14 protein-coding genes are annotated in these 17,274 nt (G+C 65.3%); 3 read left to right on the top strand and 11 right to left on the bottom strand.

What is annotated here, in order from left to right:
• Nucleotides 1-121: 121 nt before the first annotated feature.
• Nucleotides 122-994 (bottom strand): glutathione-dependent disulfide-bond oxidoreductase, encoded by an 873-nt coding sequence (yghU, locus tag I6F16_RS11960; RefSeq protein ID WP_225114887.1) that lies wholly within the window; start codon nt 992-994, stop codon nt 122-124.
• A 285-nt stretch (nt 995-1,279) separates the two neighbouring features.
• Here yghU and I6F16_RS11955 point away from each other — a divergent pair, with 285 nt between their 5' ends.
• Together I6F16_RS11955 and I6F16_RS11950 are read left to right on the top strand one after the other, a co-directional pair.
• A complete protein-coding gene (locus I6F16_RS11955; RefSeq protein WP_225114886.1) occupies nt 1,280-2,413 on the top strand; it encodes a nitronate monooxygenase in 1,134 nt (377 codons plus the stop codon).
• Between the two features lie 123 nt (nt 2,414-2,536).
• The gene (locus I6F16_RS11950) at nt 2,537-4,045 is read left to right on the top strand and encodes an acetyl-CoA acetyltransferase (protein ID WP_225114885.1); all 1,509 of its coding nucleotides are present in this window, start codon (nt 2,537-2,539) and stop codon (nt 4,043-4,045) included.
• A 140-nt stretch (nt 4,046-4,185) separates the two neighbouring features.
• Here the strand turns inward: I6F16_RS11950 and I6F16_RS11945 are convergent, their stop codons facing one another.
• The 6 genes from I6F16_RS11945 to ltnD all read right to left on the bottom strand — a co-directional run bounded on the left by I6F16_RS11945 (nt 4,186) and on the right by ltnD (nt 12,888).
• A complete protein-coding gene (locus I6F16_RS11945) occupies nt 4,186-5,880 on the bottom strand; it encodes a methyl-accepting chemotaxis protein (protein WP_225114884.1) in 1,695 nt (564 codons plus the stop codon).
• A gap of 231 nt (nt 5,881-6,111) precedes the next feature.
• Entirely contained in the window at nt 6,112-7,800 is a 1,689-nt protein-coding gene (locus I6F16_RS11940; RefSeq protein ID WP_225114883.1) for a CHASE3 domain-containing protein, read from the bottom strand.
• A 243-nt stretch (nt 7,801-8,043) separates the two neighbouring features.
• Nucleotides 8,044-9,735: a methyl-accepting chemotaxis protein gene (locus tag I6F16_RS11935; protein WP_225114882.1), complete on the bottom strand. Its 1,692-nt coding sequence runs from the start codon at nt 9,733-9,735 to the stop codon at nt 8,044-8,046.
• Nucleotides 9,736-9,903: 168 nt separating this feature from the next.
• Nucleotides 9,904-11,178, bottom strand: a complete 1,275-nt coding sequence (gene otnK / locus I6F16_RS11930) for a 3-oxo-tetronate kinase (protein WP_225114881.1) — start codon at nt 11,176-11,178, stop codon at nt 9,904-9,906.
• On the bottom strand, nt 11,175-11,957 hold the full coding sequence (otnI, locus tag I6F16_RS11925) for a 2-oxo-tetronate isomerase (RefSeq protein WP_225114880.1): 783 nt from the start codon (nt 11,955-11,957) through the stop codon (nt 11,175-11,177). The genes otnK and otnI overlap by 4 nt, the downstream gene beginning before the upstream one ends.
• A 13-nt stretch (nt 11,958-11,970) precedes the next feature.
• Nucleotides 11,971-12,888 (bottom strand): L-threonate dehydrogenase, encoded by a 918-nt coding sequence (ltnD, locus tag I6F16_RS11920; protein ID WP_225173719.1) that lies wholly within the window; start codon nt 12,886-12,888, stop codon nt 11,971-11,973.
• A gap of 106 nt (nt 12,889-12,994) precedes the next feature.
• Between ltnD and I6F16_RS11915 the strand changes: the two genes are divergently transcribed.
• A complete protein-coding gene (locus tag I6F16_RS11915) occupies nt 12,995-13,669 on the top strand; it encodes an aldolase (RefSeq protein ID WP_225114878.1) in 675 nt (224 codons plus the stop codon).
• Nucleotides 13,670-13,850: 181 nt separating this feature from the next.
• Here I6F16_RS11915 and I6F16_RS11910 read toward each other — a convergent pair whose 3' ends face one another.
• From I6F16_RS11910 to I6F16_RS11895, 4 genes are read right to left on the bottom strand one after another with little or no spacing between them, the layout of a single operon-like run.
• Nucleotides 13,851-14,555, bottom strand: a complete 705-nt coding sequence (locus I6F16_RS11910) for an ABC transporter ATP-binding protein (RefSeq protein ID WP_036004938.1) — start codon at nt 14,553-14,555, stop codon at nt 13,851-13,853.
• The gene (locus tag I6F16_RS11905) at nt 14,539-15,270 is read right to left on the bottom strand and encodes an ABC transporter ATP-binding protein (RefSeq protein WP_225114877.1); all 732 of its coding nucleotides are present in this window, start codon (nt 15,268-15,270) and stop codon (nt 14,539-14,541) included. The genes I6F16_RS11910 and I6F16_RS11905 overlap by 17 nt, the downstream gene beginning before the upstream one ends.
• A complete protein-coding gene (locus tag I6F16_RS11900; protein WP_036004933.1) occupies nt 15,267-16,250 on the bottom strand; it encodes a branched-chain amino acid ABC transporter permease in 984 nt (327 codons plus the stop codon). The genes I6F16_RS11905 and I6F16_RS11900 overlap by 4 nt, the downstream gene beginning before the upstream one ends.
• Complete coding sequence (locus I6F16_RS11895) at nt 16,250-17,128, bottom strand: branched-chain amino acid ABC transporter permease (protein WP_036004931.1); 879 nt, start codon at nt 17,126-17,128, stop codon at nt 16,250-16,252. The genes I6F16_RS11900 and I6F16_RS11895 overlap by 1 nt, the downstream gene beginning before the upstream one ends.
• Between the last annotated feature and the right edge of the window lie 146 nt (nt 17,129-17,274).

The raw sequence follows: 17,274 nt of genomic DNA, 5'->3' as shown, positions 1-17,274 counted from the left end.
GGGGTGAGGGGCTTTCTCCACGCGCGAGACTGTCGAGGGACCTGTACCCCCTCACCCGAATTCGATCTGCGATCGAATTCGACCTCTCCCCGCTTGCGGGGAGAGGTGATGAACCCGTCAGCTACGTTGCGGGCACGAGCTTGTCCTGGGTCTTGGTCTCGAAGTCGCTCGCGTCGTGGCGCTCGTGGAGCTGGCTGGCGGGATCGCCGGAGACCCGGTTGACCATGCGGCCGCGCTTCACGGCGGGGCGCTGCGCAATCTGGTCGGTCCAGCGCTGCACGTTCTTGTAGTCCTGCACCGACAGAAATTCGCCGGCGCCATAGACGAGCCCCTTGGCGAGCGCGCCATACCAGGGCCACACCGCCATGTCGGCGATGGTGTAGTCCTTGCCCGCGAGATATTCGTTGTCAGCGAGACGCCGGTCGAGCACGTCGAGCTGGCGCTTGGTCTCCATTGCGAAACGGTCGATGGCGTATTCGATCTTGGTCGGCGCATAGGCGTAGAAGTGGCCGAAGCCGCCGCCGAGATAGGGCGCACTGCCCATTTGCCAGAACAGCCAGGACATCGCCTCGGTGCGGGCCTTGACGTCCTTCGGCAGGAAGGCGCCGAACTTCTCGGCGAGGTAGAGCAGGATCGAGCCTGACTCGAACACCCGGACAGGCTCGGGGCCGGAGCGATCCATCAGCGCCGGGATCTTGGAATTTGGATTGATGTCGACGAAGCCGCTGCCGAACTGATCGCCATTGCCAATCTTGATCAGCCAGGCGTCATATTCGGCGCCCTTGTGGCCGAGCGCCAGGAGCTCCTCCAGCATCACGGTGACCTTGACCCCGTTCGGCGTCGCCAGCGAGTAGAGCTGAAGCGGATGCTTGCCGACTGGCAGCTCCTTGTCGTGGGTGGGCCCGGCAATCGGGCGGTTGATGTTGGCGAATTGCCCGCCGTTCTCCTTGTTCCAGGTCCAGACTTTGGGCGGCACGTAAGGGGCGTCGGTCATGCGGGGCTCCGGGCAAAAAGGATGCGTCTGCATTAATTAGCCCGCAAACGGCCGATGACAAGGGCGCCGCAATGCATTGCCGGATGGGACAACTCTGCGTTTTGTCATGGCAGCCCCTCCCCTCCGTCATTCCCGGGTGCCCGCAGGGCCTGCGGCCCGCGGATAGAGCGCGACGTCTGCACACAAGATGCCTCGCCAGATCCGGCATGTCATCGATCGGCTAGCGTCACTTTGCTTTGCCAGCGAAAGCAACGAGAATGCGAAGCCTGCCGCCGGGAGAGAGCCATGAAATCGCCGATCTGCGACATGCTGGGGATCGAATTCCCGCTGCTCGCCTTCAGCCATTGTCGCGACGTCGTTGCCGCGGTCAGCCGCGCCGGCGGCTTCGGCGTGCTGGGCGCGACCGTGCATACGCCGGACACGCTCGAGCGTGAGCTGACGTGGATCGATGATCACGTCGACGGCAAGCCTTACGGCATCGACGTGCTCATCCCGGAAAACATCTCGACAGCCGGCGAGAAGGACGTCACCTGGAAGAGCCTGGAAGCGCGCGTGCCGCGGGAGCACCGCAACTACACGCGCGATCTCCTGAAGAAGTACGACATCGAGCTGACCACCACCGAGGTCGCGGACAACCAGCCGCAGCCGTTCGACGGCAAGACCGCGCTTCAGCTGCTCGAGGTCTCCTTCAATCATCCGATCCGCCTGATCGCCAATGCGCTGGGCGTGCCGCCGAAGGCGATGATCGAGATGGGCAAGAAGCACGGCGTGCCGGTTGCAGCGCTGGTCGGCGCCAAGGAGCACGCGCTGCGCCAGGTCGCGGCCGGCGTCGATATTCTCGTCGTGCAGGGCACCGAGGCCGGCGGCCATTGCGGCGACGTCTCGACCATGGTGCTGGTGCCGGAGGTGATCAAGGCGATCAAGACTATCCGAGACGTGCCGGTGCTGGCAGCCGGCGGCATCATGACGGGACGGCAGATGGCGGCCTGCATGGCGATGGGCGCGGCCGGCGTCTGGACCGGCTCGGTGTGGCTGGCCACGGTCGAGTCCGAGACAAGCGAGATCTTTCGCGAGAAGATGATCGCGGCATCCTCGCGCGATGCGGTGCGCTCGAAGGGCCGCACCGGCAAGCCGGCCCGGCAGCTCCGCTCAGTCTGGACCGACGCCTGGGACCGCGCGCCGGATAGCCCGGGCGCGCTGCCGATGCCGTTGCAAAGCATCATTAGCCGCGACGCCTTCCATTCGATCGACCGAGCCGCCGCAAGCGGCAACGCCAAGGCGCGCGATCTCGTCAGCTATTTCGTCGGCCAGGGCGTCGGCCTGATCGACAGCGTCAAGTCGGCGGGTGCGGTGGTACAGGAGTTCAAGCAGGATTTCGCCGAAGCCGTCGAGCACATGAATGCGCTGGTGGCGGAGTGACGATCCCACTTGTCATTGCGAGCGCAGCGAAGCAATCCAGACTGCCTCCGCGGAAAGATCCTGGATTGCTTCGCTGCGCTCGCAATGACGAACAACTGACATCGTGAACTGAAGCAAGAAGAAATGACCAATATCCCCGAAGACCGCATCCCCGTCATCGTCGGCATCGGCGAGATCGCCGATCGCCCGAAGGAGATCGCCGAGGGTCTCGAACCGCTCGACCTGCTCGAACAGGCGCTGCGGCGGGCTGAACAAGACGCCGGCGCAAAGCTGCTCGGCGAGGTGCAATCGCTCGACGTCGTCAATTTCCTGAGCTGGCGCTATCGCGATCCGGAGCAGCTCCTGGCGCAGCGCCTCGGCATCTCGCCCGCGCATTGCTATTACGGCCCAGTCGGCGGCGAGAGCCCGATCCGCTACATCCACGAGGCGGCCAAGCGCATCGCGCGCGGCGAGTGCAGCGTGGCGGCGGTGTGCGGCGCGGAAGCGCAATCGAGCGCGACCAAGGCGGAGCGCGCCGGCGTCAAGCTGCCGTGGACGCCGTTCGCCCATGACGTCGAGGAACCCAAGCGCGGCGCGGCGTTCCAGAAGCCCTTAGCAGTGAAGCTCGGCGTATTTCGGCCTGTGACCGTCTATCCGTTCTATGAGGCGGCCTCCTCGGCGCATTGGGGGCAGACGCCGCGCGAAGCTATGGCGGAATCAGGCACGCTGTGGTCGCGCTATTCGGAAGCCGCCGCGGAGAATCCATACGCCTGGCTGAAGCGGCGTTATGCGCCGGAGGAGATCACGACGCCGACCGCAGACAACCGGCTGATCGCCTGGCCCTACAACAAGCTGATGGTGGCCAATCCGAGCGTCAACATGGGCGGTGCGCTGCTGCTCACCAGTCTCGCCAAGGCACGCGCGGCCGGGATCGCCGAAGACAAACTGGTCTACCCGCTCGGCGGTGCCTCGGCGGAAGAGCCGCGCGACTATCTGATGCGCGACCAGTTTTACGAGAGCCACCCGCAGAATGCCGTGCTCAAGAGCGTGATGGACCTCGCCGGCGGCGACCGCAAGACCTTCGACGCGATCGAGCTCTACAGCTGCTTCCCCTGCGTGCCCAAGATGGCGCGGCGGACGCTGGGCTTGGGCCCCGACGTGCAGCCGACCGTGACCGGCGGCCTCACCTTCTTCGGCGCGCCGCTCAACACCTATATGACGCACGCGGCCTGCGCGATGGTGCGACGACTGCGCGACGGCGCCAAGCTCGGCCTGCTCTATGGCCAGGGCGGCTTCGTCACCAAGCACCACGCGCTGGTGGTGTCGAAGACGGCGCCGCGCGAGGCGCTTGTGCAGGAAACGAGCGTGCAGGCCGAGGCGGACCGCAACAAGCGCGCGGTGCCGGAGTTCGTCACGGAGACCACGGGCAAGGGCAAGGTCGAGAGCTTCACCGTGCTTTACGGCCGCGGCGGCAATATCGAGCATGGCGTCGTGATGCTGCGGACAGAGGACGATCGCCGCACGCTGGCGCGGGTCCCGGCGAGCGACGGCGCGACGCTGGCGCATCTGCTCGCCATGGATCGCACCCCGGTCGGCTCGCTCGCCGAAATCGCTATGGCAGAAGATAACGTGCCCGAGTGGCGGGTGGCGTGATCTCGTAGGGTGGGCAAAGCGAAGCGTGCCCACGGCCTTCGTGTGATCCGGAAAGAATGGTGGGCACGGCGCAAGAGCGCCTTTGCCCACCCTACGAGATCTCAGCCCTTCGGCGCCTGTTTTTCCGACGCGGTCGAGAGTCAGGCGGCGCGAACCGAGTTCAGGAACTTGCCGACCTCGAGCTTGAGGCGGTTGGAATCGCGGGACAGCATCTGGGCCGCCGACAGCACCTGCGTGGACGCTGATCCCGTCTCCGAGGCGCCGCGCTGCACGTCGCCGACGTTGGACGAGACCTGCTGGGTGCCCAGGGCGGCCTGCTGCACGTTGCGGGCGATCTCCTGGGTCGCTGCGCCCTGCTGCTGCACGGCCGTCGCGATGGCCGAAGCGATCTCCGACAGACGCGCGATGGTGCCGCTGATCTCCCCGATGGCGCTGACCGAATCCTGCGTCGCCGCCTGGATGCCGCCGACCTGCTGGCCGATCTCGCCGGTGGCCTTGGCCGTCTGCTCGGCGAGCGCCTTGACCTCGGAGGCCACCACCGCGAAGCCGCGGCCGGCTTCGCCAGCCCGCGCCGCCTCGATGGTAGCGTTGAGTGCCAGCAGGTTGGTCTGGCCGGCAATCGCATTGATGAGCTCGACGACATCGCCGATCCGCGCCGCAGCCCGCGACAGCTCGCTGACACGCTCGGTGGTGGCATGCGCCTGGCTGACCGCCTCGCTCGCGATCCGGGAGGAATCCTGCACCTGCCGCCCGATCTCGCGCACCGAGGACGACATCTCCTCGGCAGCCGAAGCCACCGAATGGACATTGCTGGAGGCGGCCTCCGAGCCGGACGCAACTACCGTGGCCAGCTCCTGCGCCCGGCCCGCGGTCGAGGACAGGGTCGAGGCCGATGCCTCAAGCTCGGTCGCGGCGGCCGATACGGTCTCGACGATTTCCCCGATCGCCGCCTCGAAACCGTCGGCAAGCTTGGTCATGTCGGCCTTGCGCTGCGCCTCGGCGCGGCGCTGCACCGCCTGCACCTCGTCGCGGCTGAAACGGACGATGGTCTGCACGGTCTGAAGGTTGCGCAGCGCCTCGCCGATCTCGTCGTCGCGCTCGATCACGATGCGATTGTCAAGCTTGTCCTGCACGAGGTTGACCAGCGTGTCGTTGAGCTGCCGCATCGGTCCCTGAATAGCACGCATGGTCGCAAGGCCTGCGAAGCCGACGATAGCCGCACCGGCGACAGCCAGCAGCGACAGGATCAGGCTGGTCGAACCGCCGGTGGCGACCGCGCCACCGATGCCGAGCGCGAGCATGAACAGCGACTGCAGCACCATCATCGTGATCAGGCGCGCCTTCAGCGTCCCGGTAAAGATGCTGAAGTGGTCGAGCCAGGAGCGGCGGCGGATGATGCCGGCGTCGATGCGATAGCCATGCGGCTTCTTCTCGCGGATGGCGGCATAGACCTCTTCGGCGAGCTTGCGCTGGTCGGCCGGCAGCTTGGTGCGGATCGACGTATAGCCCTTGACCTCGCCGTTCTCGCGGATCGGAGAAGCCGTCGCCAGCACCCAATAGAAGTCGCCGTTCTTGCGTCGGTTCTTGACTGCGCCGAGCCAGGGCTTGCCGGCCTTCAGCGTGTCCCAGAGATTGTCGAATGCCTCCGGCGGCATGTCGGGGTGGCGGACGATGTTGTGCGGCTGGCCCATCAGTTCCGCCGACGTGAATCCGGCGGCAGCGAGGAAGTCCTCGTTGAAGTAGGCGAGCTTGCCCTTCAGGTCGGTCCGCGAAACGATCAACGTCTCATCACTGACCGGATATTCAACGGTGGTGACGGGAAGATTTTTGCGCATCAGAGCCCCCAAACAATGCGGTATGCGTTCATTCCAAGACAGGACGGCCGCTGCTCGAGGCGCCTTCCGCCGATTCTCGTGAATCGAATTTAACTATCCATGAAACGGGCGCCCCGTATGTTTACGGTCGGCTCCCCATGATCCTACCGCCAGACGACATCACGCTACGCAGAAAAAAAAGAGCGGCGCTTTTGGCGCCGCTCCCGGTTTGATCTATCCTTCGGCCGCGCCTTACGCGGCGCGGACGTTGGTCAGGAACTTGCTGACCTCGCTCTTCAGCCGGCTCGAATCGTTCGACAACATCTGCGCCGCCGACAGCACCTGCGAGGAGGCCGTGCCGGTCTCGGTTGCGCCGCGCTGCACGTCGGTGATGTTGGACGACACCTGCTGGGTGCCATGCGCCGCCTGCTGAACGTTGCGGGCGATCTCCTGCGTCGCGGCGCCCTGCTCTTCCACCGCAGCGGCGATGGCCGACGAGATCTCCGACAGGCGCTCGATGGTCGAGGAGATCTCCTTGATGGCGCCGACGGAATCGTTGGTCGCCGCCTGGATACCGGAGATCTGCTGGCCGATCTCGCCGGTCGCCTTCGCGGTCTGCTCGGCGAGCGCCTTCACCTCGGAGGCGACGACGGCAAAACCGCGGCCGGCTTCGCCGGCGCGCGCCGCCTCGATGGTGGCGTTCAGCGCCAGCAGGTTGGTCTGGCCGGCGATGGTGTTGATCAGCTCGACGACGTCGCCGATGCGCGCGGCGGCCTTGGACAATTCGCTGACGCGCTCGGTGGTGGCACGGGCCTGACCGACTGCATCGCCCGCCATCCGCGCCGATTCCTGCACCTGGCGGCTGATCTCGCCGACCGACGAGGCCATCTCCTCGGTCGCCGAGGCCACCGATTGCACGTTGGTGGAGGCTTCCTCCGAAGCGCCGGCCACCGTGGTCGCCAGCTTCTGGGACCGCTCGGCCGTACCTGTGAGGGTGGTGGCCGATGCTTCCAGCTGGGTCGATGCCGACGACACTGTTCCGATGATCTGGCCGACGGCGCTCTCGAAGTCGTCGGCGAGCCTGACCATGTCGCGTTTGCGCTGCTCGGCATTGCGACGCTCGGTTTCAGCCTGTTCCGCCTTCAGCCGCTCGACCTCGATGGCATTGGTCTTGAACACCTGGACCGCCTGAGCCATCTCACCGATCTCGTCCTTGCGTTCGATACCCGATACGATCACCGAGGTGTCCCCATTCGCGAGAACACCCATCTCGGTCGTGATGCGCTGGATCGGGCGGGTGACCGCGAAGGCGACGCCGAAGGCGCCCACGAGCGAGAGCAGCAGGGTGACGAGGCCTCCGATCAGCATGGCCATGGTGGCGCTGGACGAGGCGGCGTCAGAGGCAGCCGCCCGCACTGACAACAGCGACCGCTCTTCCCTGTCCATTTCCTGGACGACGGCGCGGAGGCCATCCATCGACTTCTTGCCGGCTCCGGAAGCCTCGAGCTCACGCGCCTTCGCCTGGGTTGCCGGATCCTTCATCAGCGCGATTTCGCGCTGCGCGACGTTGGTTGCCCAGTCGTTGGCAAGCGCCTTGACCTGCTCGAGTCGCTTCTGCTGCGTGGCGTTGTCCGAGGTCAGGCTGCCGACTTTGGCCGCCGCAGTCTGAAATTGTTTCAGCCCAGCTTCGTAAGGAGCGAGAAAGCCGGCATCGCCAGACACGAGATAGCCGCGAACGCCGGTTTCCTGATTGACCATCGCACCGACAAGCTCGGAAAGCTGCTCCAGCACCTGATAGGTATGCACTGTCATCTTCGCCGTGGAATTCATTACGCTCAGCGAGTTGTAGATGGCTGCGGTGCTGCCGGCGACGACGAGACAGATCGCCGCGAATACGGCGGAAACCTTAATGGAAATACGAAGGTTGTTGATCCAAGACATTAAATCCTCCCCAATGCTGACGGTCGGGAGTTGCTGGTCCGGACCGGCTCCGATCGTGCTACGACTTCCGCCACGATCTTACCGTCGCTCAGGATTGTTAGGTTTAACGACGCTACGCAGTAGTACGGAGCTTTCGCTGAAGAGTACGTCGCAATTCTACGGGCATATCGACAGCGCAACGCGCGCAGGAAAACTATGAGCGGCGCCGATGGCGCCGCCCTTGCTTGTGGAACCCACGTCTGTCTACGCGGCGCGGACGTTGGTCAGGAACTTGCTGACCTCGTTCTTCAGCCGGCCCGAATCATTCGACAGCATCTGCGCCGCGGACAGCACCTGCGAGGAGGCCGTGCCGGTCTCGGTCGCGCCGCGCTGCACGTCCGTGATGTTGGACGACACCTGCTGGGTGCCCTGCGCCGCCTGCTGAACGTTGCGGGCGATCTCCTGCGTCGCGGCGCCCTGCTCTTCCACCGCAGCGGCGATGGCCGACGAGATCTCCGACAAGCGCTCGATGGTCGAGGAGATCTCCTTGATGGCGCCGACGGAATCGTTGGTCGCCGCCTGGATACCGGAGATCTGCTGGCCGATCTCGCCGGTCGCCTTCGCGGTCTGCTCGGCGAGCGCCTTCACCTCGGAGGCGACGACGGCAAAACCGCGGCCGGCTTCGCCGGCGCGCGCCGCCTCGATGGTGGCGTTCAGCGCCAGCAGGTTGGTCTGGCCGGCGATGGTGTTGATCAACTCGACGACGTCGCCGATGCGCGCGGCGGCCTTGGACAATTCGCTGACGCGCTCGGTGGTGGCACGGGCCTGACCGACTGCATCGCCCGCCATCCGCGCCGATTCCTGCACCTGGCGGCTGATCTCGCCGACCGACGAGGCCATCTCCTCGGTCGCCGAGGCCACCGACTGCACGTTGGTGGAGGCTTCCTCCGAAGCGCCGGCCACCGTGGTCGCCAGCCGCTGCGAGCGGTCGGCGGTCGCGGTCAAGGTCGAGGCGGAGGCCTCTAACTGGGTCGAGGCCGATGACACGGTCTGGACGATCTCGCCGATCATCGTTTCGAATTCGCGGGTGATGTCGTCGACGCGGCGGCCGCGCTCGATCTTGGCTTCGGCGTCGGCCGCGGCGGCTTCGTCGGCGGCCTTCTTGGCGATCAACGCCTCCTTGAAGATCTGGAGCACGTCGGCCATGGCGCCGATCTCGGTCTTCTCGCCGCGATGCGGGACTTCGGCGGAGAGGTCGCCTCGGCCCAGGGCCTGCATCGGCAGGGTGATCGAGTTGATGCCGCTAGAGACGTCGCGGACGAGATAGAAGCTGACGGCGATGCCGATGACGATAGCAGCGCCGAGAATGGCCGAGACCAGCATGAAGGCGTAGGCGTAACTGTCGGCGGCGTCCTGGGCGGCCTGTTCTCCGCCTTTGGTGTTGAGCTCGATGTCCTTGGTCAGGACCTCGTCTGCCTGAAGACCGAGCTTGTTGACGGTCTTCGTATTCAGCTCCCGGGCCTCGTGTGGGATTTTGCCGGCTTCCTTGCGCGAGAGCGCCATCACCTCTTCGGTGCCCCTCTTGTAATCGTCCCAGAGCTTTGCCCATTGGGTGTAGAGCGCCCTCTCCTCCGGCGAGGTGATCATCGGCTCGTAGCGGCTGCGGTATTTGGCAAGCGCCTCGAGCACCGTCACGGCCGTCTTTTCGTTGGCGAGCTTCTCGTCCAGCGTGTCGGAAAGCATGTGCTGGCGGACCACGTTGCGATAGGTGATGACGCTCGCCCGAAGCTCGCCCAGCACCCGCACGCTGGGCATCCAATTCATCGTGATGTCGACCGTGTTGGCGTTCATCGACCGCATTTTCATGATGGCGAGCAGGCCCATGCCGGCCATCGCGACGAGCAGGAATGCCACGACACTGATGATCTTGGCGCGGATGGAAATGTTGGCGAACATAATCGGATCTCGTTGTGCTGGCGCGGATGCGCGTCGAAGCTCTAAGAATCGACCAAAGAGGAGCTGCGGCGACATCTGAGCGCAGAGCACCTGCGCAAATGTTAACTGCGGCTCCGTACGAGTACCGAAGCCGAAAGAAATGAACGATGGACTAAGGAGGCTCTGCGCTCAGCGCATGAGCCTAAGCGCGTCGGAGAAGAAGTCCGGACCGCCAAAGTTTCCAGATTTCAAAGCGAGCAACATCTCGCCGGAGCTTGCACCGACCGCGCGCAGCACCGGGACTCCCGCCGCGATTTCTACTCCTACGAGAAATCCAGGAATTTTCAACCGATCGACCACGGCGCCGGATGTCTCGCCACCGGCGACGATCAAGCGACGGACGCCGGCCTGCACCAGACCCTCGGCGATGCCGGCCATGGCCTGCTCGATGGCGTGGCCTGCGGCATCGCGGCCATGGCGTGCCTGCACGGCCGCAACGGCGTCCGGCGTCGCGCTCGAAGCGATCAGCACCGGACCTTCCGCAAGCCGCGGCCTCGCCCAGTCCAGCGCACGCTGCGCTTCAGCGGCGCCCGCGACGATCCGCTCCGGATCGAGATGAAGCACCGGCATGATGCGTTCGGCGCTGGCGATCTGCTGAAGCGTCGCCTGCGAGCAGCTGCCGGCAAGGCATGCCGCCAGGCCGCCGACGGCCGCGCCGGTTTCGCCGCTCGGCGCCGGCTTCACCTTGCCCGTCGACACCAGCGCGCGCGCAAGCCCGAGGCCCATGCCGGACGCGCCGACCGACAGAAGATGTTCAGCGGCGACGAGACCGATGGTCTCGAGGTCGCGGTCGAATACGGCGTCGATGATCGCAGCACCGATGCCTCTGGCGGCGAGCTCAGCCAGCCGTGCCCGCACGGCCTCCGCGCCGCGCGCGACGGTGGCGAGATCGACGAGGCCGATCTGCGTGCTGCTCTGGCGCGCCAGCACGCGCACCAGGTTGGAATCATGCATCGGGTTGAGCGGATGGTCCTTCAGCGGGCTCTCGCTGAGCGGCACGGCGCCGACGAACAGATTGCCCTGATAGACGGTGCGCCCGGTCTCCGGAAAGGCAGGCGTCACCAGCACGGCTCCCTCGCCGCAATCGGCGCGCAGCGCATCCATGACCGGGCCGATATTGCCGGCGTCGGTGGAATCGAAGGTCGAGCAGATCTTGAACAGCACGTGGCCCACGCCGCGGCCGCGCAGCCATTTGTCCGCCGCGCGCGAGCGCGACACGGCAAGGCCGGCCTCGATCGAGCGGCTCTTCAGCGACACCACGACGGCATCGACCTCGGGCAGCATCAGATCGTCGGCAGGGATGCCGATGGTCTGGACGGTGCGCAGGCCGGCGCGCGTCAGCGTGTTGGCGAGATCGGAGGCGCCGGTGTAATCGTCGGCGATGCAGCCTAACGCTGGGGTCACGGCTTCACTCCCGCATAGGGCTTGAACCAGGCGAGGCCATCGGTGGTCTTGCCGCGCGGATTGTATTCGCAGCCGACAAAGCCGGCATAGCCGAGCCGGTCGAGCTCATCGAACAGGAACGGATAGTTCAGCTCCTCGCCATCGGGCTCGTTGCGCGAGGGAATGCTCGCGATCTGGATGTGGCCGATGATCGGCATCATCTCGCGCAGCCGCATGGTGACGTCGCCATGGATGATCTGGCAGTGATAGATGTCGAACTGGAGCTTCAGGTTCGCAAGCCTCAGCTCCTGGATCAGATCCCGCGCAAAGCCGAAATCGTTGAGGAAGTAGCCGGGCACGTTGCGCGCATTGATCGGCTCGATCACGATGTCGATGCCGTGCGGCGCGAAGAACTCGGCGGCCCAGGCCACCGATTTGTAGAAGGCCTCGATCGCGACGCGCTCGCCGCGATTGGCGATGCCGGCCATCAGGTGCAGGCGCTTGACGCCCGTCGCCTTGGCATAAGGCAGCGCCGTCTCCAGGCTCGCCTTGAGATCGGAAAAGCGCGATGGCAGCGCCGCAAAGCCCTTCTCGCCGGCGTTCCAGTCGCCCGGCGGCAGGTTGAACAGCGCCTGGGTCAGGCCGTTGCGCTTGAGCCGTTCGCCGACGGCCTCGGCGGGATGCTCGTACGGAAACAGGAATTCCACCGCGGTGAAGCCCGCTTGCGCGGCGGCATCGAAGCGGTCGAGGAACGGCACCTCGGTGAACATCATCGAGAGATTGGCGGCGAAACGGGGCATTGGAGATCCTCTGTTACTTGTCGCCGGGCAGCTTGACGCCGGTGACCTGCGCATACATGCGCGCGACCGATGCGTCGTCGTCGCGGCCCATGCCGGCGGCCGATGTCATCAGGAACATCTGGAGCGCGGCGGCGGAGACCGGCACGGGGAATCGGGCCGTGCGCGCCATGTCCTGGATGATGCCGAGGTCCTTGACGAAGATCTCCACCGCGCTTCGCGGCGTGTAGTCACCGTCGAGCACATGCGGCATGCGGTTCTCGAACATCCAGGAATTACCGGCCGAGGCCGTGATCACCTCGTAGACCTTGCGGATGTCGAGGCCCTGCTTGGCTGCGAACGCCATGGCTTCGCTGGCGGCGGCGATGTGAACGCCGGCGAGCAGCTGATTGATCATCTTGAACGCAGCGCCCTGCCCGGCGGCATCGCCGAGCTCGTAGAGCTTTGCAGCCATGGCATCGAGCGCCGGCCGCGCCTTGACAAAAGCGGCCGAGCTGCCCGAGGCAAGAATCGTCAATTCGCCTTGCGCGGCGCGCTGCGCCCCGCCGGAGATCGGCGCATCCAGATAGTGCCGGCCGGTCGCCTCCAGCTGCTTGGCAAGACGGCGCGCCACGTCGGGATCCATCGTCGCCGAGGAGACGAACACGCTGTCCTTGGGCATGGTCTCGGCGGCGCCATCCTTGCCGAACAGGATGGTTTCGGTCTGCGCGGCATTGACCACCACGCTGACGACGATGTCTGCGTCCTTGGCCGCTTCGGCCGGCGTCTTGGCCCCCGCGCCGCCGTCCTTCACGAAGCGCGCGACGGCATCCGCCGAGACGTCGCAGCCGGTCACGGCATGGCCGGCGCTCTTGAGCGAGGTCGCCATGCCAAATCCCATCGAGCCGAGCCCGACGACGGCAATACGCTGATTTTGTGAGGTGGAGGCGGACATATGCAACTGACCCTTGCGAGCGTTTCCCGGATGGCCGCCCTTTGCGGCAGCTTGGCAACCGAATAACACGGCTTGGCCGCGCTGCCAAAGCGTGAGACAAGCAGGCATGACGGCCATGAGCAATGAGACATTGCTGCGCGAGGACATCTGCCGCTTCGGACGGTCCCTGTTCGAGCGCGGGCTGACGCCGGGCTCCTCCGGCAATATCAGCGTCAAGATGGACGATGGCGGCTGGCTGGTGACGCCGACCAACGCCTCGCTCGGCTTCCTCGATCCCGCAAGACTATCACGGCTGGACCAGCAGGGCCGGCTGGTTTCGGGCGATGCCCCGACCAAGGAAGTTCCGCTGCACAATGCGCTCTACGACACGCGCGGCAGCGCGCGGGCCATCGTGCATCTGCACTCCACGCATTCGGTGGCGCTGTCGATGCTGCCCGAGATCGATCCGCGCGCCGCGCTGCCGCCGATGACGGCCTATTATTTGATGAAATGCGGCGCCACCGCGCTCGTGCCCTATTACCGCCCTGGCGATCCCGCGGTCGCAGATGCGATCAAGGGGCTGGCTGGGAAGTACTCATCCGTGCTGCTCGCCAATCACGGCCCGGTCGTCGCCGGCGACACGCTGGAAGCGGCGGTGTTCGCGACGGAAGAGCTGGAGGAGACGGCGAAGCTGTACCTGCTGCTGCGCGGGATGAACCCACGTTACCTGTCGCCGGAGCAGGTGAAGGATCTGGTGCAGGTGTTCGGGGTGACGTTGCCGGAGCACGGGCACGAGTATTAGCGACTTGCGGTAAGGGGTGGACGAGCGTCGCCTCACCACCGCTGTCATTCCCCGCGAAAGCGGGGAATCCAGTACGCCGCGGCTTCTCCGCATATCTCTGACGTCTCGGAGTACTGGATCGCCCGATCAAGTCGGGCGATGACACCGGGTATGTTGCGCGGGCGTGCCCGATACTATTCGGCTACAGCCCCAGATATGCCTTCCGCACATCCGGATTGCCCTTGATCTCGCTGGCTGCGCCCTGCATCAGCACACGGCCGGTCTGCAGGATGTAGGCGCGGTCGGCGATCTCCAGGCATTCGGCCATGCGCTGCTCGACGATGAGGACGGTCATGCCGGAGTCACGGATGAGCTTCACCGCCTGGAAAATTTCGTCGACCAGCTTCGGCATGATGCCCTGCGAGGGCTCGTCCAGCATCAACAGCCGCGGACGCGTCATCAGCGCGCGGCCGATGGCGAGCATCTGCTGCTCGCCGCCGGAGAGCGTCTCGGCGCGCTGCTCCAGGCGCTCCTGAAGGCGCGGGAAGAGCTTGAAGACGAGATCGAGCGGCTCTTCGCGGTTCGCTTCGCCCCTGTAGAGATAGCTGCCGAGGCGAAGGTTGTCGCGCACCGACAGACGCGGAAACAAACGGCGGTTTTCCGGCACATAGGCGATGCCGGTGGCCGTGATGTGATGCTGCGCCATGCCGTCGAGGCGCTTGCCGTCGAACGTCACCGTGCCGGAACGCGGACGCTCGGCGCCGGCGATGGATTTCAGCAGCGTCGACTTGCCTGCGCCGTTGGCGCCGGCAACGCAGACGATCTCGCCCTTCTGGACCTCGATCGAGACCGCGGAGATGGCGACCAGCCCCTGATAGGCGGTGGTGACTTCACGCACCGACAGCATGACGATCTCCCAGATATGCCTTGATCACCTTGGGATCGCGCACGACGTCGGCGGGCTTGCCCTCGACCAGCACCTTGCCGAGGTCGAGCACGATGGCGCGGTCCACCAGCGGCATCACGATCTCCATGACGTGCTCCACCATCAGCACGGTGATACCGGCATCGCGCACCTTGCGCACCAGGGCAACGCCGGTCTGCGCCTCGGTCGGCGTCAGGCCGGTGAGGACTTCGTCGAGCAGCAGCAGCTTCGGCTCGGTCGCAAGCGCCCGCGCGACTTCGAGGCGGCGCTTCTCGGCCGGTACGAGGTCGCTGGCGAGCACGTCGGCGCGCGCGGCAAGGCCGGTGAACTCCAGCACCTCATGCGCCTTGCGGCGGGCCTCGCGCATCACGGTGTTGCGCACGAGTGCACCGACGATGACGTTGTCGATGACAGTCATGGTCTCGAAGCTCTTGACCACCTGGAAGGTGCGTCCTACCCCGCGCTGGCAGCGCATCGCCGCCGGCATGCGGGTGACGTCCTCGCCGTCGAACCAAATCGAGCCTTGCGTCGGCGGCAGCACGCCGGCGATCAGATTGAACAGCGTCGACTTGCCGGCGCCGTTCGGGCCGATCAGGCCGACGATCTCGCCGCGGCCGACCGAGATCGAGACGTCGCTGTTGGCGACGAGGCCGCCGAAGCGCTGCCAGACGCCGCGGGTTTCGAGCAGCGCGCTCATCGGGCAGCTCCCGTCTTCTTCGGGCGTGAAAACAGGCTCAGCAGGCCGCGCGGCAGGGCCAGCGAGATCAGAACGATCAGCGTGCCGTAGACAATGAGGTCGACACCCCGCCCCGAGCCGCCGAACTTGAAGCGCGTCAGCTCAGTCAGCGGGATCAGGATGGCCGCCCCTAACACCGGCCCCCACAGGGTGCCGATGCCGCCGAGCACGGCCGGTAGCGCCATCAGCAGCGAGAACTGAAAGCCCATGACGCTTTCCGGATCGATGTAGGAGACGAACTGGGCGTAGAAGCTGCCGCCCACGGCGACAAGGAAGGCGGAGACCGCGGCCGCACCCATCTTGGAATTGAACACGTCGACACCGAGGCTCTCGGCCGCCTCCGGGTTGTCCTTGACGGCACGCCACCAAAATCCCCACTTGGAGTTTTCCAGCCACCATGTCACGAACCAGGCGAGGCAGCACAGCGCCAGCGCGAAATAGAAGTAGGGCAGCTTGGTGCGCAGAAACTGGAATTTCAGCCAGCTGTCGCCGCGGATCGGAATGGTGATACCCATCGCGGCACCGGCCCATTCCCAGTTGTGGAACAAAAGCAAGCCGATCTCGGCGATGACGATGGTGGCAATCACGAAGTAATGGCCGCGCAGGCGGAAGAAGGGATAGCCGAGCCCCATCGCGATCAGCGCCGACACCACTCCGCCCGCCAGCATGCCGAACCAAGGCAGCACGCCGAACTTCGTGAACAGCAGCTCGGTGGTGTAGGCCCCGAGACCGAAATACAGCGCGTGGCCGAGCGAGATCTGCCCGCAATAGCCGGACAGGATATTCCAGCTCTGCGACAATCCCGCATACATCAGTGTCAGGATCAGGATGTTCTGGACGACGACGTCCTTCACGAACAACGGCGTCAGCGCGGCAATGGTAGCGAGCGCTGCGGCGATGATGAGGTCGCGGCGGCGCCGCGCTGCAAAATCCTTGTCCATCACATCGATCCAAACAGGCCGCGCGGCCGGATGAAGACGACCAGCAGATAGACCGAGTAGATGCCGACCGATTTCAGCGACGGCGGCAGCACCAGCGCGGTGACCGCTTCGACGAGACCGACGATGATGCCACCGGCGAAGGCGCCGAACACGCTGCCGAAGCCGCCGAGCGCCACCGTGACATAGGCGATCAGCGCAAAGGAGGCGCCGACGTCGGGATAGATGTAGAAGAACACCGCCATGATCGCGCCGGCGAGACCGACCAGCGCGGCGCCGAGCCCCCAGCCGAATGCAAACACGCGGTTCTTGTCGATGCCGACGAGCGCGACTGCACCGGGATCCTCGCGGGTCGCTTCGATGGCGCGGCCGAAATCGGTTCGGTGGATGAAGAAGTAGAGACCTGCAAAAGCGGCGATCGAGACCAGCGCGCCGACCAGTTGCGGCTCCGGCAGGAAGATTCCGCCGACCGAGATGGTTTTGCCGCCGAGCCAGGATTGTGGGATGCTGCGATAGTCCGGCGTGAAGAAATACTGCGCAAGGCCGCGCATGACGATGGCGAGGCCGAAGGTGGTGAAGATCTGCACCATGCCGGCGTTGGCCTTGGCCCGCATGGCGAAGCGTACAAGGAGCAGGTAGACGACCGCTCCGAATATGAAGAGTGCCGCAGCGACCAGCGGCGCCGACAGCAAGGGATCAATCGCGAAGAACGCGAACAGGAAGAAGGACAGATACATCGCAATCATCAGGAACTCGCCATGGGCGAAGTTCGTGACGTCCATCAGGCCGAAGATCAGCGCGAGGCCGACCGCGATCAATCCGTAGAGCAGGCCCATCAGAAGGCCGCTCGCGAGACTCTGGATAATGGCTTGGGCTGTCAACTCTGGTCCCCCGTTCGAAACGTCACGACAGGCTTCGTCATTGCGAGCGAAGCGAAGCAATCCAGAAATGTTTCGAAGGAAGCAGTCTGGATTGCTTCGTCGCTTCGCTCCTCGCAATGACGGTGTGGGAGCAGCTTGCTTCCCAC

It is taken from the genome of Bradyrhizobium sp. IC4060 (genome assembly GCF_020193715.1).
Lineage (GTDB): Bacteria > Pseudomonadota > Alphaproteobacteria > Rhizobiales > Xanthobacteraceae > Bradyrhizobium > Bradyrhizobium yuanmingense.
This window is presented reverse-complemented; position numbering and strand designations above follow the sequence as displayed.